General features: G+C 67.4%; 18 protein-coding genes. 14 read left to right on the forward strand and 4 right to left on the reverse strand.

Annotated features, from left to right (window positions below; translation table 11 throughout):
• Positions 1 to 231: 231 nt before the first annotated feature.
• Positions 232 to 651: a chorismate mutase gene (locus ABD243_RS15135; protein WP_116766813.1), complete on the forward strand. Its 420-nt coding sequence runs from the start codon at positions 232 to 234 to the stop codon at positions 649 to 651.
• A 2-nt stretch (positions 652 to 653) separates the two neighbouring features.
• Positions 654 to 1,697, forward strand: a complete 1,044-nt coding sequence (locus ABD243_RS15140; RefSeq protein WP_344367273.1) for a uroporphyrinogen decarboxylase/cobalamine-independent methonine synthase family protein — start codon at positions 654 to 656, stop codon at positions 1,695 to 1,697.
• A gap of 39 nt (positions 1,698 to 1,736) precedes the next feature.
• On the opposite strand, the gene ABD243_RS15145 is transcribed toward ABD243_RS15140, so the two are convergent.
• Entirely contained in the window at positions 1,737 to 2,444 is a 708-nt protein-coding gene (locus ABD243_RS15145) for a DUF4166 domain-containing protein (RefSeq protein WP_344367274.1), read from the reverse strand.
• A gap of 181 nt (positions 2,445 to 2,625) precedes the next feature.
• Here ABD243_RS15145 and mtrA point away from each other — a divergent pair, with 181 nt between their 5' ends.
• The 7 genes from mtrA to secA all read left to right on the forward strand — a co-directional run bounded on the left by mtrA (position 2,626) and on the right by secA (position 13,275).
• Complete coding sequence (mtrA, locus tag ABD243_RS15150) at positions 2,626 to 3,300, forward strand: MtrAB system response regulator MtrA (RefSeq protein WP_344367275.1); 675 nt, start codon at positions 2,626 to 2,628, stop codon at positions 3,298 to 3,300.
• 64 nt (positions 3,301 to 3,364) lie between these two features.
• Positions 3,365 to 5,452, forward strand: a complete 2,088-nt coding sequence (mtrB, locus tag ABD243_RS15155) for an MtrAB system histidine kinase MtrB (protein ID WP_344367276.1) — start codon at positions 3,365 to 3,367, stop codon at positions 5,450 to 5,452.
• A complete protein-coding gene (locus ABD243_RS15160) occupies positions 5,449 to 7,173 on the forward strand; it encodes an LpqB family beta-propeller domain-containing protein (RefSeq protein WP_344367277.1) in 1,725 nt (574 codons plus the stop codon). Before mtrB ends, ABD243_RS15160 begins: the two co-directional genes overlap by 4 nt.
• A 257-nt stretch (positions 7,174 to 7,430) precedes the next feature.
• Positions 7,431 to 8,285 carry a ComF family protein gene (locus ABD243_RS15165; RefSeq protein ID WP_344367278.1) on the forward strand — a complete coding sequence of 285 codons (855 nt, stop codon included), beginning with the start codon at positions 7,431 to 7,433 and terminating at the stop codon, positions 8,283 to 8,285.
• Positions 8,286 to 8,456: 171 nt separating this feature from the next.
• Entirely contained in the window at positions 8,457 to 9,182 is a 726-nt protein-coding gene (gene hpf / locus ABD243_RS15170) for a ribosome hibernation-promoting factor, HPF/YfiA family (RefSeq protein ID WP_344367279.1), read from the forward strand.
• Positions 9,183 to 9,214: 32 nt separating this feature from the next.
• A complete protein-coding gene (locus ABD243_RS15175; RefSeq protein WP_344367280.1) occupies positions 9,215 to 10,450 on the forward strand; it encodes a winged helix-turn-helix domain-containing protein in 1,236 nt (411 codons plus the stop codon).
• Positions 10,451 to 10,536: 86 nt separating this feature from the next.
• Entirely contained in the window at positions 10,537 to 13,275 is a 2,739-nt protein-coding gene (secA, locus tag ABD243_RS15180) for a preprotein translocase subunit SecA (RefSeq protein WP_344367281.1), read from the forward strand.
• A 183-nt stretch (positions 13,276 to 13,458) separates the two neighbouring features.
• On the opposite strand, the gene ABD243_RS15185 is transcribed toward secA, so the two are convergent.
• Positions 13,459 to 13,935 carry an Rv3235 family protein gene (locus ABD243_RS15185; protein WP_344367282.1) on the reverse strand — a complete coding sequence of 159 codons (477 nt, stop codon included), beginning with the start codon at positions 13,933 to 13,935 and terminating at the stop codon, positions 13,459 to 13,461.
• Between the two features lie 98 nt (positions 13,936 to 14,033).
• Entirely contained in the window at positions 14,034 to 14,885 is an 852-nt protein-coding gene (locus ABD243_RS15190) for a LysM peptidoglycan-binding domain-containing protein (RefSeq protein ID WP_344367283.1), read from the reverse strand.
• A 154-nt stretch (positions 14,886 to 15,039) separates the two neighbouring features.
• Between ABD243_RS15190 and ABD243_RS15195 the strand changes: the two genes are divergently transcribed.
• Positions 15,040 to 15,609: a hypothetical protein gene (locus ABD243_RS15195; protein WP_344367284.1), complete on the forward strand. Its 570-nt coding sequence runs from the start codon at positions 15,040 to 15,042 to the stop codon at positions 15,607 to 15,609.
• A gap of 14 nt (positions 15,610 to 15,623) precedes the next feature.
• Here the strand turns inward: ABD243_RS15195 and ABD243_RS15200 are convergent, their stop codons facing one another.
• Entirely contained in the window at positions 15,624 to 15,845 is a 222-nt protein-coding gene (locus ABD243_RS15200; RefSeq protein ID WP_018775212.1) for a helix-turn-helix domain-containing protein, read from the reverse strand.
• 161 nt (positions 15,846 to 16,006) lie between these two features.
• Here ABD243_RS15200 and ABD243_RS15205 point away from each other — a divergent pair, with 161 nt between their 5' ends.
• From ABD243_RS15205 to ABD243_RS15220, 4 genes are read left to right on the forward strand one after another with little or no spacing between them, the layout of a single operon-like run.
• Positions 16,007 to 16,651 carry a CpaB family protein gene (locus ABD243_RS15205; protein WP_344367285.1) on the forward strand — a complete coding sequence of 215 codons (645 nt, stop codon included), beginning with the start codon at positions 16,007 to 16,009 and terminating at the stop codon, positions 16,649 to 16,651.
• Positions 16,648 to 17,988 (forward strand): CpaE/TadZ family protein, encoded by a 1,341-nt coding sequence (locus tag ABD243_RS15210; protein ID WP_344367286.1) that lies wholly within the window; start codon positions 16,648 to 16,650, stop codon positions 17,986 to 17,988. Before ABD243_RS15205 ends, ABD243_RS15210 begins: the two co-directional genes overlap by 4 nt.
• A 57-nt stretch (positions 17,989 to 18,045) precedes the next feature.
• Entirely contained in the window at positions 18,046 to 22,920 is a 4,875-nt protein-coding gene (locus tag ABD243_RS15215; protein WP_344367287.1) for an NAD-glutamate dehydrogenase, read from the forward strand.
• 36 nt (positions 22,921 to 22,956) lie between these two features.
• Entirely contained in the window at positions 22,957 to 24,426 is a 1,470-nt protein-coding gene (locus ABD243_RS15220) for a sensor histidine kinase (protein ID WP_344367288.1), read from the forward strand.
• The last annotated feature ends 144 nt before the right edge of the window (positions 24,427 to 24,570 follow it).

The raw sequence follows: 24,570 nt of genomic DNA on the forward strand, positions 1-24,570 counted from the left end.
TGCCTGCCGGTCCGGTTCCCCGCCCGCAGGGGACACCGCCAATGGACATGCCCGCCGTTCGCCACGAACGGTGGGCATGTCCACTTTGTGTCCGGCTTTGTGCCCTATTTTGTGCATGACATTGTGTTCGGCTTGTGCGCGGTTCTTTGCCTGCCTGTTTGCCTTCGGCCCGTGCCTGCAACGGTGCTTAACAGCAGAAAGCATTAGCCGCCGTGCCCCTAGACTGGGTCAATGACCGAGCAGAACCTCAATCTTCCTGACACCGATTCCTACGACCCGGCGGCAAGTTCCCTGGCCGGTTCGGTGGATCCTGCGGTGATGGCGGAGCTGTTGTCGATCCGCTCCAGCATTGACAACATCGATGCCACCCTCGTTTTCCTCCTCGCCGAGCGCTTCAAGGCCACCCAGAAGGTCGGCTTCCTCAAGGCCGCGCACAAACTTCCCGCCGGGGACCCCGGCCGTGAAGCGGCGCAGATCGCCCGGCTGCGGCACCTCGCCGCCGAGGCCCATCTGGACCCGGCCTTCGCGGAGAAGTTCCTGAACTTCATCATCGGCGAGGTCATCCGCCACCACGAGGCCATTGCCGAGGACCACCAAGCAGCCGCCCAGGCCGCCGGCCCGGCGGACGCCGACCGCACCGCAAACGCATAGCCATGGCCGCAGCAGCGTTGCCCGTCCCCGGCCAAGTCACCGCGACGGGCCTGGGTCCGTGGCCCGGCGAGGACCCGGCCGAGGCCGCCCGCATCATCCGCGGTGAACTGGGCAGCCCTCACCTGCCGTTCCTGGCCGAGCTTCCCGACCGCGGCGTCGGCTCCGATGCCCTGGGCCGCACCGCATCCCTGCTTGTGGAACTCGCCGTCGACGTCCAGCCACACGGGTGGCGGCTCGTTGACCGTCCTGGCAAGGACCTGCAGCGGGCGAAGTCGGCGTTGTCCACCGACATTAACGTCCTCGCGGACGTAATCGGGGCCGAGGAAGCGCCCTCGGACGATATCAAAATCCAGCTGCGCGGGCCGCTCAGCCTGGCCGCCGGCCTCCACCTCCACAACGGGGAGCGGGCACTGATCGACTACGGCGCCCGGCGGGAGATTGCGGAATCGCTCGCAGCTGGAGTGGAAGGCTACCTCAAGCGCGTGGCCGCGGCCGCCCCGGGTGCCCGGATCGTGGTCCAGATCGACGAGCCGGACATCGCCTCCGTGCTGGCCGGCACCATTCCAACCGCCAGCGGGTACCGGACGCTGCGCTCTGTGCCGGGCCGGGAAGCCACCGAGTCCTGGCAGCTGGTCATCGACGCTCTCCGCGCCGCGGGCGCCGTCGAAACCGTGGTGGCCGTCTCGGAGGTCGAGGCGCCGTTTGAGCGGATCCTGGCAGCGGGCGCGGACGGAATCGCCGTCCCGCTCCGGGCACTGACCTCGCGCCAGTGGGAACAGCTCGCCGGCGCCGTGGAGGCCGGAAAACGGCTCTGGGCCGGGGCGCTGGACGTGGCAGACCCCGCCGCGGCGCTGCCCAAGGTCCGCGACGTCGTGGAGAACGTGTGGCGGCCCTGGCGGCAGCTGGGTCTTCCCGCACCCACGCTGGGCGCGCTCAGGGTCACGCCGTCGGACGGGCTGGCACGGCACTCGCCCGCCGCGGCGACAGAGGTCCTGACCCGGCTGACCCAGGTGGCTGACGGGCTCAACCAGCTCGCCCTCGGCTAGCAGCCTTCCGGGACTATTGGGACTGGCGGAACTGCCGGGTCAGACCCTGCTCTCCCAGCCGTCCGGGCGGGCATATCCGGGCAGGTAGCCCGGCGCCGTGCCACCGGCGGGGTAGGGCTCGAGCCGGTAGTCGAAATGGCCGGCGTACACCAGCACCAGGCCGAGCTGGGGCTGGATCACCTTGACCTGGATGCGGTGCCGGCCGCCGTCCTGAGGCTCCCACCACTGTTCGGCATAGGCCTTGGCGTCGAGGGCGGCCGGCAGCGGAATCCGCAGGGGTCCCAGGAACAGGCGGGACGCCTCGGACACGCCGCGGAGCCGGCCTTCCGGCGTGACGCTGAGGTTGAGGTCGGTGACGAGCCGCCGGAACCGGCCCACATAGTCCACGAGTCCCGGCCTGGTCCGGGAGTCGTCAAAGCTCGTGGTGTCGTGGAACAGCCGGGTGGTTCCCGGGAAGAAGATCTCCCGCCGGGCGGTCAGGCTTGACCTGCCGAACGGGTCCAGGTGGGCGTGGTTCTCGATCCGGAAACGAACGCCCTCGCCGTATTCGGGGAAGAAGGCCTGCTCGCCGGCGGTGAGCCGCAGGAGGGGGCGCAGCCACGCCTGGCGGCAGCCGACGACGTCGAACACCCCCTCGCCGACGCCGTAGTGGCCGGATCCCGGCGCCAGGGAGAAGTACGCTTGGAGTTCCGGCTGCAGTCGGGCAAAGTCACTGCCCAGGGCGCGCTCATAAATGGGGGTGTTCACGGGTTCCTCCTGCGGTCCGGGGCCGGTTCACTGGGCCTGTCCACAGCATGCAGGACAACGCGGCAATTGTCACAATGTCCGGCGTACCAGCGTGGTCCCGGCGGCCGCGGCACGCCCGCCTGCGCCATGCCGGAAGGCCGTCCGATACGACAAAGAGAATTCAATGGGGGAATATATAACTATGAAGGCACGCATTCTGGTAGTGGATGATGACGAGGCGCTCGCCGAGATGATCGGTATTGTGCTGCGCAATGACGGCTTTGAACCCGTCTTTTGCGCCGACGGTGGACAGGCGCTGGACGTGTTCCGCTCCTCCAAGCCGGACCTCGTCCTGCTCGACCTCATGCTGCCCGGGATAGACGGCATTGAGGTCTGCCGCCAGGTCCGCGCCGAATCTGACGTGCCGATCGTGATGCTCACTGCCAAAGCGGATACTTCGGACGTCGTCCGCGGCCTCGAGTCCGGTGCCGATGACTACGTGCCCAAGCCGTTCAAGCCCGCCGAGCTCGTGGCCCGGGTCCGGGCACGGCTCCGTCCGGGGGACCAGAAGGCCCCGGAAACCCTGCGCATCGCAGACGTCACGATCGACGTCGCCGGCCACCTGGTCAGCCGCGGCAACGACCGTATTTCCCTGACGCCGCTGGAATTCGACCTACTCGTCGCCCTGGCCCGCAAGCCGTGGCAGGTGTTCACCCGTGAACTTCTCCTTGAGCAGGTCTGGGGTTACCGGCACGCCGCCGACACCAGGCTGGTCAATGTCCATGTCCAACGGCTGAGGTCCAAGATCGAACGTGACCCCGAGGCCCCCGAAGTTGTATTGACGGTCCGTGGTGTCGGCTATAAAGCAGGTTCCTGAGCCTGCGGACCGCAGCGTCGCACAGGCCGCCGGGCCGGAATCCGGGCACGACACGACTCCGGACATGACTCCGGACATGACGCGCGGCGAAGCGCCCGCTGAATCGTCCGCATCCCATGAGGCCGTACCGGGCGTGCCGGAATCCGCTGTGGCGGAATCTGCCGTGCCGGAATCCGGTGTGGCCGAATCCGGTGAGCCGGAATCCCAGGAGCCGGAATCGCCGTCTGCCGGCCCGGGCAGTCGGGGACCGTGGCGCGGGCTCGCCTTCCGGACCCGGCTATGGGCCAAACGCGCGAGGATCGTTGGGGTCCGGGTCGCGCGCCTGGTCCGCACCGGGGCCGGCAGCCTCCTGCCCGGCATCCGTTACCTGCTCCGCGCGGTACAGCGGAAATGGCGGCGTTCGCTGCAGTTCCGGACCGTCCTGACCACGCTCCTGCTGGCCATCGGCTCGTTCGCCGTCGTGGGCGCCTACCTGTCCAACCAGATCGCCAATAACCTTTTCCAGGAACGGCTTGCGCAGGCCGAGTCGGAGACCCGCTACAACGTCAAGCAGGTCCAGGACACGTTCGACGGCGCCCAGGTCACCGACCAGTCCAGCGTCATCACCCTGGTCTATGACACCCTGAACGCCGTCGAAGGACGCGGGTCCGTGATTCAGCGGCGCTATGTCTTCGAAGCGATGCCGGAGCAGACCAAGCCGCGCAACCGCTGGGTCGAATCCCGGGCCTCGGACCAGCTCACCATCGCCGTCATCCCCCCGGAGCTGCGCAAGGCCGTGCAGGACTCGGGCAAGGACCAGTACTGGGCGTCAACCCAGTTCCCCGTGGGGACCGAGGACCGGCCCGGCATCGCGGTCGGCAACAAGGTGACCTTCAACGGCACCGTCTACGAGCTCTACCTCATCTATGACCTCAACACGGCGCAGAAGACGCTGGACGAGATCCAGAACGTGCTGCTGGCCGGCGGTGCCCTTTTGGTCCTCATGATCGGCGGCGTCGCCTGGTACGTCACCCGCAACGTGGTCAGCCCGGTCAGCCATGCCGCCGTCGTCTCCGAAAAGCTCGCCGCCGGGCAGCTGCAGGAGCGCATGGTGGTCAAGGGCGAGGACGAGGTCGCCCGGCTCGGGGCCTCGTTCAACCACATGGCGGCAAGCCTCCAGGAGCAGATCACCCAGCTGGCCACGCTCTCGCAAATGCAGCAGCGGTTCGTCTCCGATGTGTCGCACGAGCTCCGCACCCCGCTCACCACGGTCCGCATGGCCGCGGAGGTGCTCTACGACGCCCGCGAGGACTTCGACCCCATCAACAAACGCTCTGCTGAACTGCTGTACAACCAGGTGGAACGGTTCCAGTCGCTCCTGGCGGACCTGCTGGAAATCTCCCGCTTTGATGCGGGCGCCGCCACTCTCGACGCCGAACCCACGGACATCGTCCAGCTCGTCGCCCACGTCATCGAGGGAGTGGCGCCCGTCGCCGCCGAATACGGGTCCGCCGTCACCCTCAACGCACCGGCCGGCAGCATCATCGTCGACATGGACGACCGCAGGATCGACCGCATCCTGCGCAACCTTGTCCTGAACGCCCTTGAACACGGCGAGGGCCGCCCGGTGAACATCTCCGTGGCCGCCAACGACACCGCGGTGGCCGTGGCCGTGCGGGACCACGGAATCGGCATGACACCGGCCGAGGCCGCCCGCGTCTTCGACCGCTTCTGGCGCGCCGACCCTGCCCGCGCCCGCACTACGGGAGGCAGCGGGCTGGGACTGTCGATCGCCGCCGAAGACACCAAGCTCCACGACGGCTGGCTGCAGGCGTGGGGGAGCAAGGGCAACGGGTCAAACTTCCGGCTGACCCTTCCCCTGCGCCGCGACGAGCCGATCACCCGGTCTCCGCTCCAGCTGGAACCGGTCAACGTCGGGCTCCCGGGGCCCGGCAGCCAGCGAACAGTGCTGCTCCTGGACCGGCCGCCGGCCGCCGCGGTGCCGGCAGCAGATACACCGGAAGGAACGCAGGGCAAACCTGACGGCGTGACCGGCGCCGACGACTTCACGGCGGACGGTTTGGCTGGCGACGGCGCTACCGGCGTCGCCGGGGCGAGCCCGGGCGGCGGCGCGGCCGGCTTCCGGGGCCATGGAACGGAAGGCAGGGCATGAGCAGTGTTTCCATTTCCGGCAAACTCACCAGGGTAGGGGCGGCGCTGCTGGCCGTCGTCCTGCTGCTGTTGACCTCGTGCGCCCAGATTCCGCGCTCCGGCCCGGTGGGCAAGAGCAAGGATGAGAGCGCCGGAAACCCCAATGCCCCCGTGTTCTTCCCGGCCGCGCCGCGTCCGGGCGCCGGGCCCGAGGCGGTCATTGAGGACTTCTACCTGGCCGGAAGCGGCTACGAAGACGATTACGCCGTCGCCCGGCAGTACCTCACCCAGGCGTCATCGGTGACATGGAAGCCGGACCAGCGGGCTCTTGTTTTCCGGAAGGCCTCGGTGGTGGCCACCGGCGTCGAAAACGTCTTCAACTACCAGCTCGACCTCGCCTATTCGGTGGACGCCGACGGCGTGGCGACGCAACTTCCCGAGGGCACCACCGAGAACATACCCGTCACGCTGACCCAGGTGGACGGCGAGTGGCGGATCTCGGATCTCCCGGACGGCACGGCGATTCCGGAAGAGACCTTCAAAGTCATCTACGGCGCCTACCCGATCTATTTCTACGACCCCACCTTCACCTACGCCGTGCCCGATGTCCGGTGGTTCATCCGCAAGAAAACCGTCAAGGCCATGACGAGCGCACTGCTCGGCGGCCCGGCCCCCTACCTCAAGGGCGCCGTCGTCAGCGCCTTCCCGTCGGGCATCAAGCTGGCGCGGGAGTCTGTGCCCGTGGTCTCCGGCGCCGCCCAGGTGGATCTCACGGCCAAGGACCTCGTCGACGCCTCCAACGAGGACCGGCTGCGGATGCAAACGCAGCTGGCCCTGACGTTCCGCAGCCAGCCGGATGTCATCAACGTCGAGCTCCGGGCTAACCAGGATCTGGTGCGCGTCGAAGACAACGGAACGGTCCTGCCTCCGGTCCGCGACGAAAGCGTGCCCGGCTATCAGATCGCCGTCAGCAACAACGACCTGGTCCGGTACGAGAACAACCGGCTTTCACCCCTGCCGGATATCCGGTCCGTCGCGGCCCTGTCGCCGCGGGCGCCGGCGGAATCCGCCGAGTCACAGGCTGCTGCGTTCCTCAACGCCGACCGCACCACGCTGTACTCGATCGTTCCCGGCCAGCCGGCCAGGGCCCTGACCACGCGGGCCGCCCTCTCCCGGCCTTCGTTCGGCCGGTACGACTGGGTCTGGACCGCCGGGCCGGGCGCTGCCGGCGCCACCGAAGTGGTTGCCTTCCGGCCGGTCGGCGTGGCGGAGAGCGGAAACGTACCCACCGTGACCCTGACCCCGGGATGGCTTGCCGGCCGGACCGTCAAGGAGTTCCGGATATCCCGGGACGGCACGCGTGCACTGGTCATTTCCCAGCAGAACGGCAAAAGCCTGGTCCAGATCACCGGGATCATCCGGAACACGGACGGCACCCCAAGGGATCTGACCGTACCCCTGACGCTTCTGACGCCCCGGGATCCGGACCAGGGCGTGTGGGTGGATGACACCACAGTCGCGGTCATGAAGGCCTCCGCCAGCGACGCCGTCACTCCCGAGTTGTTGTCCCTGACCTCCACCCAGCCGCAGCAGCTGGCGTCGTGGCCCGGGCTGACTGCCCTCAGCGCAGGAAACGGGCCATCTGAGATCTACGGCCAGTCCGCGGAAGGGATCTTCCAGAGGCTGGGCAACGGCTGGTCGCCGCAGCTCAAGGGCCCCATCGACCCGTCTTTCCCGGGCTGACCACGGGTGTGAGACCGCCGGGGTTGTCCACATAGCCTCCCGCGGTGCTACCGGCGTGCGAGTCTCCGGTCCACGATCGGAGGATGATCACTCACACGCCCCATGGTGGCGGAAATGCCGGGGGCGGAAATGGCGGGGAACACCGTGACGTGCCGGCCCGCGGCAGTCCCCCACGCGCGGGGCCCGATCCTGGGTGGCGACCGGTCGCGGATCCGGACCTGGCCCCGGCTGCACCGACACCGGCAAGGCACCGCGGCGTGTACGCGCGGCCGCTGGCGCGGCTGTCCGACCGGACCGCGGCGGCTGCGGCCGAGGTGCTCGCCCTCGCCATCCCGGTGGAGTGCATCTGCTGCGGCGCGGAAGACTCTGCACTTTGCGGCGCCTGCGCCCGGCAGGTGCGCCTGCTGACACTCAGGCCGTTCCGGGCCGAGGCCCAGGCGCCGGCCCTGATGGACACGGACGGCTCCGTGCTGCTGCCCGTGGTGGCGGCCGGGGCGTACCGGGCCGAGCTCGCGCAATGCCTCCTGTCCTTCAAGAGCCACGGCCAGGCGCGGCTGGCAGGCGAGCTGGCGCGGGGCCTCGCACGGGCCCTGCACGCAGCGGCAGGGCCGGCGGAGGGACTCGTCCTGGTCCCCGTACCGACTAGCGGCGCCGCCTTCCGCAAGAGGGGGTTCAGTCCCGTCCACCTCCTGCTCCGCCGGCTCGTTCGCGGCGATGAAATCACCGGGTTCACCGTCGCGGACGCACTGCGGAAAACCGCGCGGCCCGCGCCGGGCCCGGGAACCCCGGAGCTTTCACCGCGGGTCGTAATGAACGGGTTGAGGCGGGCCGGCGGACAGAAGGGACTGGGCCGGGGGGCCCGCTCCCGGCGCGTGCGGGGAACCATGCGGGCCAGGGCAGGCCCGTGGTCTCCGGCAGTCCTGGGACGGACGTGCATCATCGTTGATGACGTGCTGACCACCGGCGCCACAGTGGCCGAGGCAGCCCGTGCGCTGCGGGCAGCAGGGGCCCTTGTAGGCGGCGCCGTTGTGCTGGCTGCGACACGCCCGCCGGCCACCGCCGACGGTGATGCCTCCGGCCCCGCCGTGGCGGGCGCGACCGGCGTGAAGTAAAAAAATAAACCGGAAAAGGATGAATAACAGGTTGCTATGAACTAACGTCGAAGATGGGTACCAAGAACAGATGTACCTGTCGATAGCGGCTCGGAAAGGGGCTCGACTGTCAGTCAGATCGGCCCCCGGGAAGTACCGCCGTCGTGTCACCGAAGTCATTTGGAGGGCACCATGGAGTTCATGATCAGCGGACGCAACTTGACGGTCTCAGACCGGTTCCGCGAATATGCCGACGAGAAGATCTCAAAGATCGCCTCGTTGGGAGACAAGGTCCAGAGGGTTGACGCGAAGGTCACCAAGGAGACCAAGGCCCGCCAGACCGCAGAATCGCTCACGGTTGAGTTGACAGTCTTGGGACGCGGCCCCGTAATCCGCGCTGAAGCGAGTGCCGCCGACAAGTTCGCTGCCTTCGATCTCGCTTACAACAAGCTTCTTGAACGCCTGCGCAGGGCCAGGGACCGTAGAAAGGTCCATCACGGCCGGCACACCCCAAAGTCCGTTACTGAGGCCACGGCAACGCTGGAGCCCGCAAGCCCCAACGAGCCCCTCTACGTTGAGGCGGCAAATCAGCAGGCGGCCCCTGTCCCGGCTGCAGAGAAGTCGCCCTATGAGGTCGAGAACGACATTCCGGCCGGCGATTCGCCCGTCCTGATCCGCCGGAAGGTGTTCCCCGCAGCCCAGCTCACGCTCGATGACGCCGTGGACAACATGGAACTTGTGGGGCACGACTTCTACCTTTTCGTGGACAAGGAGACCAAGGCGCCGTCGGTCGTATACCGGCGTGACGGCTGGACCTATGGGGTCATCTCCCTGGACCAGACCTGCGAGCCCGGACACTCAAGTCTGGAAGAAAAGATCCTCGCCTACCGTTCAGAGGATGAGCCCGCCACCGCATAAGCTGGTGCAGACCATCCAACGAAGGGATTGACGTGCATGCATCGCTGAGCCTGGCACAGGCACGGCGGATCGCATTGGCAGCCCAGGGATTGGACAAGGAACGGCCCGCCGGACCCGTGACAGCACGGGCGGTGGGCCGTACCTTTGCCCGGCTGCACCTGGTCCAGATCGATTCCGTCAACGTAGTGTCCCGCAGCCACTTCCTGCCGTTCTTCTCCCGGCTGGGCAACTACGACCGCGCCATCCTGCAGCGCATGGCGGGGACCCACCCGCGCCGGATGATGGAGTACTGGGCGCACGAAGCCTGCTTCATCCGGCCGGACCACTTCCACGATCTGGTGCAGTGGCAGAACCGCACATGGGTGGGCGCCCACGCCATGGACCCCGAACTGCGCAACGGCGTGGCGGCGCGGGTGCTGGAAACCCTGGCGGCCGGGCAACCCCTGACCGCCGCCGAACTGACCGCCCGGCTGGGACACGTGGAGGACCGGCAGCGGGACCAATGGGGCTGGAACTGGAATGCCGTCAAAAGGGTCCTGGAACATCTGTTTGAGGAAGGCCTGGTCTCCGCGGCCTCGCGGACCGAATCGTTCGAACGACGCTACACCCTCACCGCCAGGGTGCTGCCCGGACCGGGCGGTGAGGCCGCGGCGCAAGCACGGGATGCTGCCGCCGCGATGGACCGGCTGATCGACGCAGCGGCCCGGGCCCACGGCATCGGGACCGTGCGGTGCTTCGCGGACTATTTCCGGACGCCCCAGAAAGCAGCCGCCATGGCCGTCCGGAACCTCGTGGACACGGGCCGGCTGCAACCGGTCACCGTGGCCGGCTGGGACCGACCCTTGTACCGCCATGTGGAGGCGAAACTGCCGCGGTCAGCCACCGGCCGCGCGCTGCTGAGCCCCTTCGACTCCCTCGTCTTCGAACGCCGGCGGCTTCAGGAGCTCTTCGGCTTCCACTACAGGATCGAGATCTACACCCCTGAACCGAAGAGGCGGTACGGCTACTACGTCCTGCCCTTCCTGCTGCGCGACGCGATCGTCGCGCGGGTGGACCTGAAAGCCGACCGGGCCGGGGGCCTGCTTCTGGTGCGGACCGCCCACGCCGAACCAGGCGCTCCGGAGGACACCGCCGTCGAACTCGCCGCGGAACTGAAGCTCATGGCAGAGTGGCTGGGACTGGGCGGGGTGGTTGTCTCGCCAACCGGGGACCTTGCGTCGGCGCTCGCCGAAGCCGTGGCTGAACCGGCAAACAGCAGTATCCGCTGAGAGGGAACAGGCGCCACCGGCGCTGCGTCTCTCCCGTAGACTAAACACGCCAGAATTCGGCAGCTTGAGACTGGGAGCAACTTCACGTGGCATCACTTATCGAAAAACTTCTCCGCACGGGGGACAAAAAAACCCTGCGGCAACTGCGGAACTATGCCGATTCCATTAATGCCCTGGAAAGCTCCTTCCAAACCTTCACGGACGCTGAGCTCCGTGAGGAAACTGACCGTCTGCGCGAACGCCACCAGGACGGCGAGAAGCTGGACGATCTGTTGCCGGAGGCCTTCGCGGCCGTCCGCGAAGCTTCCTCCCGTACCCTCGGCATGCGCCACTTCGACGTCCAGCTCATGGGCGGTGCCGCCCTGCACCTGGGCAACATCGCCGAAATGAAGACCGGTGAAGGCAAGACCCTGGTGGCCACTGCTCCGGCCTACCTCAATGCCCTCACCGGCAAGGGCGTCCATGTGGTCACCGTGAACGACTACCTCGCCGAATACCAGTCTGACCTCATGGGCCGCGTCTACCGCTTCCTCGGCCTGAGCAGCGGTTGCATCCTGTCCAACCAGGACCCGGCACTGCGCCGCGAACAGTATGCCGCGGACATCACCTACGGCACCAACAACGAATTCGGCTTCGACTACCTGCGCGACAACATGGCGTGGGACAGCTCCGAACTCGTCCAGCGCGGCCACCACTTCGCCATCGTCGATGAAGTGGACTCGATCCTGATCGACGAGGCCCGCACCCCGCTCATCATCTCCGGCCCGGCCCAGGGCGACACGAACCGCTGGTACAGCGAATTCGCCAAGGTCGTCACGCGCCTGCAGCCCGAGACCGACTACGAGGTCGACGAGAAGAAGCGCACGGTCGGCGTCCTCGAGGCCGGCATTGAGAAGGTCGAGGACTACCTCGGCATCCACAACCTCTACGAGTCCGCCAACACCCCGCTGATCGGCTTCCTGAACAACGCCATCAAGGCCAAGGAACTCTTCAAACGCGACAAGGACTACGTCATCCTCGACGGCGAGGTGCTGATCGTCGATGAGCACACCGGCCGCATCCTCGCCGGCCGCCGCTACAACGAGGGCATGCACCAGGCCATCGAAGCCAAGGAAGGCGTCGAGATCAAGGCCGAGAACCAGACGCTGGCCACGGTCACCCTGCAGAACTACTTCCGCATGTATGACAAGCTCGCCGGCATGACCGGCACGGCCGAGACCGAGGCCGCCGAGTTCATGAGCACCTACAAGCTCGGCGTCGTGGCGATCCCGACCAACCGCGACATGCAGCGGATCGACCAGGCCGACCTCGTCTACAAGAACGAGACCGTCAAGTTCGACGCCGTGGTCAAGGACATCGCCGAACGCCACGAAAAGGGCCAGCCGGTGCTGGTCGGCACCACCAGCGTCGAGAAGAGCGAATACCTCTCCCGCCTGCTGGCCAAGGAAGGTGTCCGGCACGAGGTCCTCAACGCCAAGAACCATGCCCGGGAAGCCTCGATCGTGGCCCAGGCAGGCCGCAAGGGCGCCGTCACCGTGGCAACCAACATGGCCGGCCGCGGTACCGACATCATGCTCGGCGGCAACGCCGAGTTCACCGCCGTCGCCGAACTGGCCAAGCGGGGCCTGGACCCCGAGGAAAACTCCGAGGAATACGAGGCCGCCTGGCCCGAGGCTTTCGAGTCCGCCAAACAGGCCGTCAAGGACGAGCACGAGGAAGTCCTCAACCTGGGCGGACTTTACGTGCTCGGCACAGAGCGGCACGAGTCCCGCCGCATCGACAACCAGCTCCGCGGCCGTTCCGGACGACAGGGCGACCCCGGCGAGTCCCGCTTCTACCTCTCGCTGACCGATGACCTGATGCGCCTGTTCAACTCCGGTGCAGCCGAACGCCTGATGAACAGTTCGGTGCCGGACGACGTCGCACTCGAATCCAAGCTCGTCTCCCGCGCCATCGCCTCGGCCCAGGGCCAGGTGGAAGGCCGCAACGCCGAGCAGCGCAAGAACGTGCTGAAGTACGACGACGTCCTGAACCGCCAGCGCGAGGCCATCTACGGTGACCGGCGCCGCATCCTCGAGGGCGATGACCTCCACGAGAAGGTCCAGTACTTCCTGGAAGACACCATCAACGCGTTCATTGACGCGGCCACGGCCGAGGGCACGGGCGACGACTGGGACTTCAACCTCCTGTGGTCGAACCTCAAGACCCTGTACCCGGTGAGCTTCACGCCGCGCGACGTTATCGACGAGGCCGGCGGCAAATCCCGCATCACGGTTGACTTCCTGAGGGAAGAGATCCTCTCTGACGCCCGTCTGGTCTACCAGGCCCGGGAACAGGCAATCGGCTCCGAAAGCATGCGCGAGCTCGAGCGCCGCGTGGTCCTGTCCGTGATCGGTCGGAAGTGGCAGGAACACCTCTACGAGATGGACTACCTCAAGGAAGGAATCGGGCTGCGCGCCATGGCGCAGCGCGACCCGCTGGTGGAGTACCAGCGCGAGGGCTTCATCATGTTCCAAGCCATGATGGAGGCCATCCGCGAGGAGAGCGTCGGATTCCTGTTCAACCTCGAGGTCGAAGTGACTCCGGCCGAGGACGTTGTGGTGGCGGACGCCGCCGGCCAACATACGGAACACCACGAGCCGCAGATCCACGCCGCGGGACTCGAGGCTCCGGAGAAGCCGGCGCAGCTGCAGTACACCGCCCCCGGTGAAGACGGCGCCGCCCAGACCCGGATCGAGGCGAAGGCTTCCGGACGCTCAGGAAACCCCGCCAAGGCTGCGGCGCAGGACATCGGCCGCCGCACCGCGAAGAAGAAGCGGCGCTAGCAGGCGGCGCCAGTCGCGGTTGCCGGCGCAGAGGCAAACGCAGGAGGACCGGAACGATTGTTCCGGTCCTCCTGCCGTTGTGCCTCCTTTCCTTGCAAACCGGGTTTCCGCTTCGAACCCGGCCTGCGTATCGTTCCCGCCCCCAGCCGACGGGTTTCCGTTTCCGGTCCCCGGCCGGGCCGCTCAGCCGATCTCCAGGACTGTGACGCGCCAGGCCACGGTGCCGCGCTCGAGCCTCAACGCGACCGCGCGGACCCGCGATTCCTCGACCACCACTGCGCTCGCCTCATAGACGTCATCCGACACCCTGCAGGCCCGGACCGACCGGACCGACGGGTTGCGGTGCAGACGGCCCGCCGTTGGCGAGCTACCGGAGGCGACCCGACGGGTCAGTGCGGCCCGGTGTTGCAGGGCCGCCAGGCACCGGGGGTCCAGCCGGCGGGAGAGCTGCTGCGCGGGCCGCGTGCCGGCCAGGACTTCGATGGCCGCCTGCACCGTGCTGCGGGAGATCGCACAAATCTCATGGTTTTCGTCGACCACGCGCAGGGGCGCCGGGACCGCAGCCGGGCGGATGGCTGGTGTTGCCGTGCCGGAGACAACCCGGAGGGCGGAGGCGGTCGTGGTCGCCGCGGCGGCGCGGATCCCGGTGACTGGATTCATGACGGTTCCTTTGCTGGGGTGCTGATGCGGGGTGATTTCTCGGCTGGTGCTGACATGTGGTGCTGACGTGCTGGGGTGACGCGTGATGCGGCGTGTCCCTAGATTCCCGGCGGGAGGACAATGACCTGTCCCGGCCGCAGGAAGTGGGGGTTGGCTCCGATAGCTTCACGGTTGTTCGCATACAGCCGTGGCCACTCTCTGGCGATGTCGGCGTCGGACGCGAGGGGTCCCAGCGCGGCCGCGGCGATGCTCCACAGCGAATCACCGGACCGGACGGTGACCTCCCTGGCTGCGCCGGGGGTGTCCTGCGTGCGCACGTGCCGTGCCGTCAGGGGGCCGGCATCCACGACCGGGCTGAGGGGTTTCCACCGGGGATCCACCGCGGAACTTACCGCGGAGCCGGTAGCCGGCACCTGCGGCGCCGGGGCGGGCGTCGGGGCAGGGGGCGAAGACGGGGCAGATTCGGGGGCGCTAGCGGGCATCGCGGCGCGGGCGGGTGTCCAGGATACCGAGACTGCCGCCGGGACTGGCCGGCCGGGATCCGGCACGTCGTGCGCGGTTGCGGCGTTGGCCATCGGAGCGGTCATGAGCTGCAGGCCAACGGCGGCGAGAACCAGCCGGCGCATGAATGCCGGGCTGAAGCGCCCCGTGGCGGCCGCCGCGCGGGTCCTGCCGAGACGGTCGAGCAGGGCCGCGGCGACGGCGATGGCGAGGGACAGGACCCACCACGTGATGACGATCAGCCCGGCGGTATTCGCCGCGATCCCCAGTTGGTCCTCGAAGGACAGTGACTGGTGGCGCTCGGAGGCTAAGTGCCAGCGCTGGACGAGGAAGCTTCCGGTGGCAGCCAGGAAGACGCCCAGCATCAGGATCACGGCTGCCATGGCCGCGTCGGCCCGGACCGTTTGCCGGGGCCGGGGTTGGGGATTCTGTCCTGTTGTCCGGTCCATCGCTAACCCTCCATCGAACTTCAACATCATTTGATACATTTTGATGTTGTTTGATGTTATTGAGTGAAGTTTGATCCCTGATGGCCATGTTTGTCTAGAGGCAGCCCGCAGCCTGTGGATTGACCGGTGCGGGAGGCGCGCCTACGCTGGCGCAATGCGGTGGGACGCCCTGTTTGACGACATGGAGGCACAGCTGGCCGCGCGCCAGCAGTTGGATTTAGAGGCAGAAATAGCAGAACGCGCACTGGTGGACGCGGCGGGGGTGGAGCTCGCCGACCGGCTGCGCGGGTCCCTGGGACTGGGCATCCGCGTTCACCTGTCGTCAGGATCCGCGTTCGAGGGGGTGCTGAGCCACGCGGGCAGCGAAGCCCTGGTCCTTGATGAGCCCCACCACCAGGTACTCGTTCCCTATGCCGCCGCCGTGCACTATGTTGGTCTTTCGCGGCTGGCGGTGCCCGAACAGTCAAGGGTCCGCCGGCGGTTAGGTTTGGGCAGCGCCCTTCGGGGCCTCGCCAGGAGCCGGGCGCGCGTGACGATTCTTGTCTCGCGGGGGCCGTCGGAGACGGCGTTCCACGGCGTTATTGACACTGTTGGCCGGGATTTCCTGGATCTGGCCGTGGCCCGGGAGGGCGGGGGCCGGCGTCCGGCGAATGACCGGCAGGCGGTGACCATCCCCTTTGGCGCCCTGGCGGGCATCAGGTCCGTCAGCGCCGCGGTCGACTAGCCAACCCTGCGGGGTCAGCTCCCTGCGGACTTCGCCTTAGCCTCTTCGATCATGCGGCTGGCCTCGGCGTAGCGTTCCTGGATGTACTGCTCCAGCATCTTCTCCTCAACACGCCACTGGCCGCGGCCGCCCACCTGGATCGCCTTGAGTTCGCCGCTGCGAACGAGTGCGTAGGCAGCCGGGGAGTTGATCTGGAGCTGCTCGGCAACGTCCGCGAGGGTCAGGAATCGGGGCATGTGTCCATTTTGCCACCGTTGGCGTCAATTGGTGCCGTTATCCACAGTTTGCTCCTGTTTGTCCCTACATCTTCCGCCCGGACCGCCGGGGCGTAACAATAGGGGTGCCAGGGGTGCCCGGCATCCCGGGAATGGACGGCGGCGACAGGGGGAGCGGACGCATGAGTGGAAGCGCGGCAGCCGAAGGGGCCCGTTTAAAGAAGCCGTCCTGGAAAGATCCCCGGCTCCTCGTCGGTATCCTGCTGGTCCTGGCATCCGTGGTGGGCGTAGTGTCGCTGGTCGGTGCCGCGGACCAGACCACTGAAGCCTATGCCGCGCGCGAGCCGATCGCCGTCGGCGAGACGCTGACCCCTGACAAGCTGCACCGGGTCAAAGTGCGGCTCGGCGAGGTCGAGCAGCACTACCTGACCCCGGAGTCCGGCCTGGATACCGGCCTCGTGGCAGTGCAACGAATCGGCAAGGACCAGTTGCTGCCGCGCGAAAGCGTCGGGCAGCTCGACCGGCTGGACCGCAAACCCGTCGCCGTCACTGTCGAAGAAAGCCTTCCCGCCCAAGCCGCGGCGGGCTCCCGAGTGGACGTGTGGGTTGCCCTGCCGGATGCCCGGAACGGCTTCAGCGAACCTGCCCTGCTCCTCTCGGGCGCCGAAATTTCCCAGATCACCGAGGGGAGTACAGCTCTCGGGTCTTCCCGCTCGACTGTGGTCATGGTGCTGGTCCCGGACGCCCAGATGCCGAAACTTCTGGGGGCGCAGGCCAACAAGGCCAAGATTGCTGTGGTGTGGAACCCGGGCGGTACCGGGCGATGAGCATACCCGTGGTGACTGTGGGGGACTCACGCGATGATCTGGTGGGAGGCCTGGAACGCCTGCACGGTCCAGTATCCGTTGTTCGGCGGTGCAGCGAGTTGGCCGAACTGCTGGCCGCCTGCCAGAGCGGCCTTGCCCGAGCCGCTGTCGTCGCGGCGGGCAGCGAAGAACTGACGGCCTCTCTCGTGGACCGCCTGTCCGCTGTGGGCGTCGTGGTCATTGCGCTGACCGACAATCCCGGGGAAACGGCCCGCCTGCGGACCATCGGCGTGGCAGCAGAAGCCCGCGGGGTTGACGCCGCGGCCCTTGCGGCACGAATTGCAGAGGCCGTGGCGCAGCTCAGCGGCACGGGAGGCGGGCCGGGAAGTGCCGCACCGAACGGCGACGCCTCCGGCATTTCCGCGGGCACGTCCTCGGGCCCTGACGAGGCGGCGCGGCCCTCCGGAGAGCACGTGGCGGGCGCCCCGGGCACTGCCGGGACGGGCCGGATCATTGCGGTCTGGGGCCCGGGCGGCGCGCCGGGCCGGACCTTGGTGGCTGCCAACATCGCTGGTGAGCTGGCCGCGGAAGGACAATCCGTGCTGCTGGTCGACGCCGACAGTTACGGCGCCAGCGTGGCCGCCCTGCTGGGACTGCTCGACGAGGCTGCCGGACTGGCCCAGGCCTGCCGGCTGGCCGACCAGGGCCTGCTCGACGCCGAGGCCCTGGTCCGGGTCGCCACCACGGTGGCGAGCAAAGCCGGGACGTTTCGCGTGCTCACCGGGATCACGAGGGCGGACCGTTGGACGGAATTGCGCGCCGCGGCGCTCACGCTGGTGCTGGAACGGGCAAGGGAGATCGCGGATGTCACCGTGGTGGACACCGGCTTCTGCCTTGAAGCCGATGAGGAACTCGGCTTTGACACCGGCGCGCCGCGCCGGAACGCGGCGACCCTGAGGAGCCTGGAAATGGCCGATACCGTCTTTGCCGTCGGGGCCGCCGACTCCATCGGAGTGCCACGGCTGGTCCGCGGCCTGGCCGAGCTTCAGGCGGCCGTCCCGCAGGCATCGCCCCAGGTTGTCATGAACAAAGTCAGGGCCGCCGCCGTCGGGCGTTCGCCGGAACGCCAGCTCAGAGAAGCATGGGCGCGATACGGCCCTTCCGTGCCGTTGTCGGCGTTCCTGCCCTCAGACCCTGCGGCGAGCGACGCCGCCTTGCTGACGGGAACACTCCTGCTCGAATCCGCCCCTGAATCTGAGCTCCGGCGTGCAATCGCCAAAATGGTTTGTGCACCTGCCCAGCGAAATAAGAAATCCTTTGGCTTTTCTTCCACAGCACAGCGCCGGGCAAAGAGCTAGGGTCATCGTAAGGGCCGCAAAGAGGCGGCTGTGAACTTCTTTTATGGAGGCGTTTCGATGTCGTCTGGGTCCAGCGTGGAGGATCAACCCGTTTCGATCGGTAGTAGCGAAAGCTACCTCGGGGATTACTACGAGCACCTCGCGGAGGAGGATTTCCGGGCCTATCCCCAGGAAGTCCTGACGGCAAGGGCCGATACCCACCGCCAGATCGCAGCGACTCGGCTGCCGGGCATCGCGAACATCGCCGTCCGCGACGAGGCCGATTGCAGCGTCCTGTACATCGTCACGGATGACATGCCCTTCCTCGTGGACTCCGTTAACGCCGAACTGGTCCGTCAGAACGCCCCCATCCACCTCGTCCTGCACCCGCTCTTCGTGGTGACCCGCAACCGCGAGACCGGCGACCTGGTCAAGGTGGCGCGCGTCCCGTCCCACCTGGGCTTCTCGAGCGGAGACACGGCGGCCATGCCGAACATCTCGCACCTGATCGCCCAGGGCGACAACGCCTCGCACATGGAATCCTGGATTGCCGTCGAAATCGACCTCGTCAGCGAACAGAAACGCGAGGAGCTCGTGAAGGGCATCTCCCGGGTGCTTGGCGACGTCCGCGCCGCCGTCGAAGACTGGCCGAAGATGCGCGCGAAAGCCCTGGAGATCTCCGCGGACTTGGACCGGGTGGCCAACCGGGCCCAGATTGCCGAGCTGCGGCAGGCGCAGGATCTGCTGCGCTGGCTCGATGACGGAAACTTCACCTTCCTCGGCTACCGCGAATACGACCTCGTCAACGAATCCGGCGAGGACGTGCTGGAACTGCGCGAGGAAAGCGGCCTCGGCCTGCTCCGCGCCGGCGCCGACGCCCGCCAGGTCCAGCACCTCACCGAGGCCGGCAGGAAGAAGGCCCGCGAGAAGCGCGCCCTCGTGATCACGAAGGCGAACTCACGCTCCACTGTGCACCGCTCGGCCTACCTGGACTACATCGGCGTCAAGAGCTTCGACGCCGCCGGAAACGTCAACGGCGAACGCCGCTTCATCGGCCTCTTCGCCACGACCGCCTACGCCGGATCCGTCCGGGACATCCCCGTGGTCCGGGAAAAGGTGGCCGCGGTCCTCGACGACGCCGGCTTCCCGCCGGACTCGCACTCGGGCAAGGACCTGCTGGGCATCCTCGAAACCTACCCCCGGGACGAGCTCTTCCAGATCGAAATCCCGGACCTCGCCGCCATAGCCACCGGCATCCAGCGGCTGCAGGAACGCCGCCGGACGCGGCTCTTCCTCCGGCCCGATATCTACGGCCGGTTCATGTCCGCCGTCGTCTACCTTCCGCGCGACCGTTACACCACCAATGTCCGCCTGCGCATTGAGCAGGAGCTGCGCGAGACTTTCAACGCCGCGTCCATCGACTACGAGGCGCGGATGACCGAGTCGGCCCTCGCCCGCCTCTTCTTCCGGATCCGGCTTCCGAAGGACGCCGATGTCAGCAACGTCAACAGCGACGAGCTGGAGAAGCGGCTGGTCCGGGCTGCCCGCTCCTGGGGCGAAGGTATTTCCGAAGTGCTGCGCGCCCGCGCCGACGGTGGGGAAGCCGGCATCAGGGAGGACCGTGCCAAGGAACTGGCGGCAGTCTGGGCCGAGGCATTCCCCGCCACCTACCGGGTGGACTACGAGATCGAAGACGCGCTGGAGGACATCGACCGCTTCGAGAAGTACGGCGCCGCCGCCGAACGGGCCGGAGAGGGTGTCAAGGAAGAGCCCGGCGTCCACGTCTACCTTCCGGAAGGCGCCGGCGCCATGCTGGAGGAAGACGCCAGGGTCAAGCTCTACATGCTGGAGCCGAAGAGCCTGAGCCAGATCCTGCCGTATTTCCACAACCTCGGCCTCGAGGTGCTGGACGAGCGCCCCTTTGAGATCGAGACCGCGGACCAGCGGGACTTCTTCCTCTACGATCTCGGCCTGAAGTACCCGGCCGGGGTGGACCCTTTGACCACGGGACAGCTGCTCGCGGACTCCTTCGGAGCGGCCGTTTCCGGTGCCGTGGAATCGGACAGCTTTGACCGGCTGGTGCTGCGCGAACGGATGCACTGGCGCCAGGTGGTCGTGCTGCGCGCCTACGCCAAGTACATGCGGCAGATGGGCAACACCAACTCCTTCGGATTCCTGGCGGACACCCTGCTGGCGAACCCGGACGTTACGCGGGGCCTCAGCAACCTGTTTGCGGCACGCTTCGACCCGGCGCTCAGCGACGCCGAACGCCAGCTCAAGGAGGCCGAGGTCCTCATCGGACTGGACGCAGCGATTGAGCGGGTCGCGACCCTTGACGCCGACCGGGTGCTGCGCACGTTCAAGAACCTGGTCCAGGCCACGCTTCGGACGAACTACTACCAGAACAAGCCCCACCTCAGCTTCAAACTGGATCCGTCCCGGATCGACGGGCTGCCGTTCCCGCGGCCGATGTACGAGATCTGGGTCTACTCGCCCCGGGTTGAAGGCGTCCACCTGCGATTTGGCAAGGTGGCCCGCGGCGGCCTGCGCTGGTCTGACCGGCGCGAAGACTTCCGCACCGAAATTCTGGGGCTCGTGAAGGCCCAGACCGTCAAGAACGCCGTCATCGTCCCCACGGGCGCCAAGGGCGGCTTCTACGCCAAGCAGCTCCCGGACCCGGCGAGCGACCGCAGCGCCTGGATGGCCGAGGGCATCGAGAGCTACAAGACGTTCATCCGTGGCCTCCTGGACATCACGGACAACCTCATCGTCACGCCCGAGGGCGAAACGGTCAGGCCGCCGGCCGACGTCGTCCGCCATGACGACGACGACTCCTATTTGGTGGTCGCGGCCGACAAGGGCACGGCATCCTTCTCCGACATCGCCAACGGGCTGTCCGCCGAGTACGGCTTCTGGCTCGGCGACGCCTTCGCCTCCGGCGGCTCGGTCGGTTATGACCACAAGGCCATGGGCATCACCGCCCGCGGCGCCTGGGAATCGGTCAAGCGCCACTTCAGCGAGCTGGACCTCGACACCCAGTCGGAACCCTTCACCGTGGTGGGCGTCGGCGACATGTCCGGCGACGTGTTCGGCAACGGCATGCTGCTCTCCAAGCACATCCGCTTGCTGGCCGCTTTCGACCACCGGCACATCTTCCTCGACCCCACCCCGGACGAGGCAGCGTCCTACGCCGAGCGCCAGCGGCTCTTCGAGCTGCCCCGGTCCTCGTGGGATGACTACAACAAGTCGCTCATCAGTGAAGGCGGCGGCGTCTTTGCCCGGCAGGCCAAGGCGATCCCCGTGTCCGCCCAGATCCGCGCGGCGCTCGGACTCCCGGACGGCACCACGGAGCTCAGCCCGCCGGAACTCCTGCGCGCGATCCTCCTGGCACCGGCCGACCTGCTCTACAACGGCGGCATCGGCACCTACGTCAAGGCCAGCACGGAAACGAACGCCGAGGTCGGCGACAAGGCCAACGACGCCATCCGCGTCGACGGCCGCGACCTGCGGGTCAAGGTGGTCGGAGAAGGCGGAAACCTGGGGATGACCCAGCGCGGACGCATCGAGGCGGCGCTGCAGGGCGTCATCCTGAACACCGACGCGATCGACAACTCGGCCGGCGTCGACTGCTCCGACCACGAGGTCAACATCAAGATCTTCGTGGACCGGATGGTCGCGGCCGGCAAGCTGGACCGCACCGAACGCGCCGACTTCCTGGCCTCGATGACCGACGAGGTCGGCCGGCTGGTGCTCGAGGACAACATCGACCAGAACATCCTGCTCCTCAACGACCGCATGCGGGTCTCCGAATGGAGCCCCAGCTACGAACGGCTCATGGACTGGCTGGAAAAGTCCGCGGACCTCAAGCGGGACCTCGAGGCGCTGCCCACCACGGCCACGCTGCGCGAGCGGCTGGAACAGGGCCAGGGACTGACCTCCCCGGAGCTCTCGGTCCTGGCCGCCTACGCCAAGATCGAACTGGCTACCGCACTGCGCGACAGCGACCTCGCCGATGACCCGTGGTTCCGCTCGACGCTGCGGGCCTACTTCCCGGAGCAGCTGCGGGAGAGGTTCGACGCCGAACTGGACACCCACCCGCTGCGCCGCGAAATCATCGCGACCATCGTGGCCAACGACATGATCAACCTCGGCGGCATCACGTTCGCGTTCCGCGCCATTGAGGAAACGTCGGCCACGGAATCGGCCGTTGCCAAGGCATTCGTCGCACTCCGCGAGGTCTACGAGCTGGACGTCATGGTCAAGGAGCTCAACGAACTGCCGGCGTCGTTCCCGACCGAACACTGGAGCACCGTTCACCTGGACATCCGGCGGCTCCTGGACCGCGCCGTCCGCTGGCTCCTCGGCCAGGGCTCGGCGTCACGTCCCATCGCCGAGATTGTGGCAGAATTCAAGCCGCTGATGGATCCCATGCGGTCCCGCCTGCTGGACTACCTCCGGGGCGACGACCGTGCCCGCGTGGCCGAGTGGCTGGAGAAGGCGCGCGGCTGGGACCTTCCGGAAGACCTTGCACACCGCTGGGCGGAACTGTTCGAAAGCTTCGTGCTCCTGGACATCGCCAAGATCGTCCATGTCAGCCCGGAGCCCGTGGCCGATATTGCCCACGTGTACTACACGGTCTTCAACCGCTTCCACGCCGATTCCCTCCTCGAGCGCATCACCAAGCTGCCGAGGGAAGACCGCTGGCAAGCACTGGCCCGTGCAGCCCTGCGCGACGACCTCTACTCCACCGTCTCGGACATGACGACGGCGGTACTGGAGAGCACCCCGGCCGGTACTCCGGCCGAGGAACGGCTGGCGGCCTGGGAGGGCCAGAACGTGGAGCAGCTGGGCCGGGCGAAGTCCATGTTCGACGAGGTCAATGCCCTTGAGGCCGATGACATGGCCTCACTGTCGGTAGCATTGAGGCTCTTGAGGTCAATCGTCCGACGCTAGGGGGCTGCTGTCCCCGGCGTCGCAAATGGAGGTGCTGTGGCAATCTTTACGGACCCTATCAGGGAGCATGCTGATTTTGGCCCGGGGGATGCCGAGTGGCTGCACCTCCTGGTCGGCGACTGGCAGATGGTCGCCGACCTCGCGTTCGCCGACCTCGCCCTGTGGTTCCCGCATCCTGAGCTCGGCTACGTGGCGCTTGCCCACGTCCGCCCCTCCACCACGCACACGGTGTTCCACGCCGACTTCGTGGGGGAGGGGATCAGGTCGGACCTGCAGCCGCTGGTCGACAAGGCGTGGGAGAGCCGCGCGATCGAACGCTCCAACGAGACCAACTGGAGCAGCGACATGGCCCTCCGGGTCGAGGCGGTCCCGATGGTCCGCAACGGCCGCACCCTGGCGATCGTCACGTCCCATATGGATCTGTCCAGTTCACGGATGCCCTCCCGGCTCGAACTCACGTACCGGCAGTGCGCCTACGATCTGCTGCGCATGGGCACCCTGGGCCTGTGGCCGGACTTCGCCTCACCGACAGGCTCGCGCCGCGGTGCCCCGCGTGTGGGCGACGGCCTGATCAGGCTCGACGCCGAGGGGATCGTGCAGTACGCCAGTCCCAACGGGGTTTCCGCGTTCCGCCGGCTCGGCGACGGCGAGTCCCTCGAGGGCCGGTCCCTGGCCGAGGTGACCGCCGGGCTCCTGAAGGACCGGCGCATGGTCGATGAAACACTGCCTCTCGTGGTCACGGGCCGCATGCCGTGGCGCAGTGAAATCGAGTCACGCGGCGTGAGCCTTTCGCTGCGGGCCATCCCGCTGCGCGACGAGCACCAGCGGTTCGGGGCCCTGGTCCTCTGCCGCGACGTCTCGGAGCTGCGCCGCCGGGAGATGGAACTGGTGACCAAGGACGCCACCATCCGCGAGATCCATCACCGGGTGAAGAACAACCTGCAAACCGTTGCGGCCCTTTTGCGGATGCAGTCGCGGCGCATGGTCAGCGATGAGGCCAAGCAGGGGCTCGAGCAGGCCATGCGGCGGGTGGCGACCATTGCCCTGGTGCACGAGACGCTGTCCCAGGGTCTGACCCAGAGCGTCGATTTTGATGAGCTGATCGGCCGCCAGTTCCGCCTCTCGGCAGAGGTGGCTTCACCCTCGCAACAGGTCAAGACGCAGCGTTCCGGACTCTTCGGCGATTTGCCGAGCGACTTCGCCACCCCGTTGGCCCTCGTCATCAATGAACTCGTCACGAACGCCGTCGAGCACGGGCTGGAGGGACGGACCGGCACGGTCTGGCTGGTCGCCGACCGCTCGGAAACCGAAGAAGGGGACGAGCTTCTCACGGTACGGGTGGAGGACGACGGCGTCGGGCTGCCGGACACGCCGTATGTCGAGGGCCTGGGCCTGCAGATCGTCCGCACACTGGTCACGAGCGAACTGGGCGGCACCATCCACTGGCAGGCCAGGGACGGCGGCGGAACCGCAGTCCAGATTGTCCTGAGCCTTACGACCCATTGAGCCTGCCACACCGGGACGGTGATTTTCGTGGACGCCGCTGCCCTGCGGCGCGGCCCCGTTGACCGGACGCCCCTCACGGGCTCATGCTCCGGCCTGGTCCGCGGGACTGCGGAGAACGGCTTAAACGGACAATGGCCGCGGGAC

Source organism: Arthrobacter humicola (assembly GCF_039531445.1).
Taxonomy (GTDB): Bacteria; Actinomycetota; Actinomycetes; order Actinomycetales; family Micrococcaceae; genus Arthrobacter; species Arthrobacter humicola.

Bases quoted from the DNA above. Each gene is read 5' to 3' on its own strand.
- ABD243_RS15160 (WP_344367277.1), top strand. From the start codon at position 5,449: ATGAGCAGTGTTTCCATTTCCGGCAAACTCACCAGGGTAGGGGCGGCG.
- ABD243_RS15185 (WP_344367282.1), bottom strand. From the start codon at position 13,935: ATGAATCCAGTCACCGGGATCCGCGCCGCCGCGGCGACCACGACCGCC.
- ABD243_RS15210 (WP_344367286.1), top strand. From the start codon at position 16,648: ATGAGCATACCCGTGGTGACTGTGGGGGACTCACGCGATGATCTGGTG.
- hpf (WP_344367279.1), top strand. From the start codon at position 8,457: ATGGAGTTCATGATCAGCGGACGCAACTTGACGGTCTCAGACCGGTTC.
- ABD243_RS15195 (WP_344367284.1), top strand. From the start codon at position 15,040: ATGCGGTGGGACGCCCTGTTTGACGACATGGAGGCACAGCTGGCCGCG.
- mtrA (WP_344367275.1), top strand. From the start codon at position 2,626: ATGAAGGCACGCATTCTGGTAGTGGATGATGACGAGGCGCTCGCCGAG.
- ABD243_RS15140 (WP_344367273.1), top strand. From the start codon at position 654: ATGGCCGCAGCAGCGTTGCCCGTCCCCGGCCAAGTCACCGCGACGGGC.
- ABD243_RS15190 (WP_344367283.1), bottom strand. From the start codon at position 14,885: ATGGACCGGACAACAGGACAGAATCCCCAACCCCGGCCCCGGCAAACG.
- mtrB (WP_344367276.1), top strand. From the start codon at position 3,365: ATGACTCCGGACATGACGCGCGGCGAAGCGCCCGCTGAATCGTCCGCA.
- ABD243_RS15205 (WP_344367285.1), top strand. From the start codon at position 16,007: ATGAGTGGAAGCGCGGCAGCCGAAGGGGCCCGTTTAAAGAAGCCGTCC.
- ABD243_RS15200 (WP_018775212.1), bottom strand. From the start codon at position 15,845: ATGCCCCGATTCCTGACCCTCGCGGACGTTGCCGAGCAGCTCCAGATC.
- ABD243_RS15215 (WP_344367287.1), top strand. From the start codon at position 18,046: ATGTCGTCTGGGTCCAGCGTGGAGGATCAACCCGTTTCGATCGGTAGT.
- ABD243_RS15135 (WP_116766813.1), top strand. From the start codon at position 232: ATGACCGAGCAGAACCTCAATCTTCCTGACACCGATTCCTACGACCCG.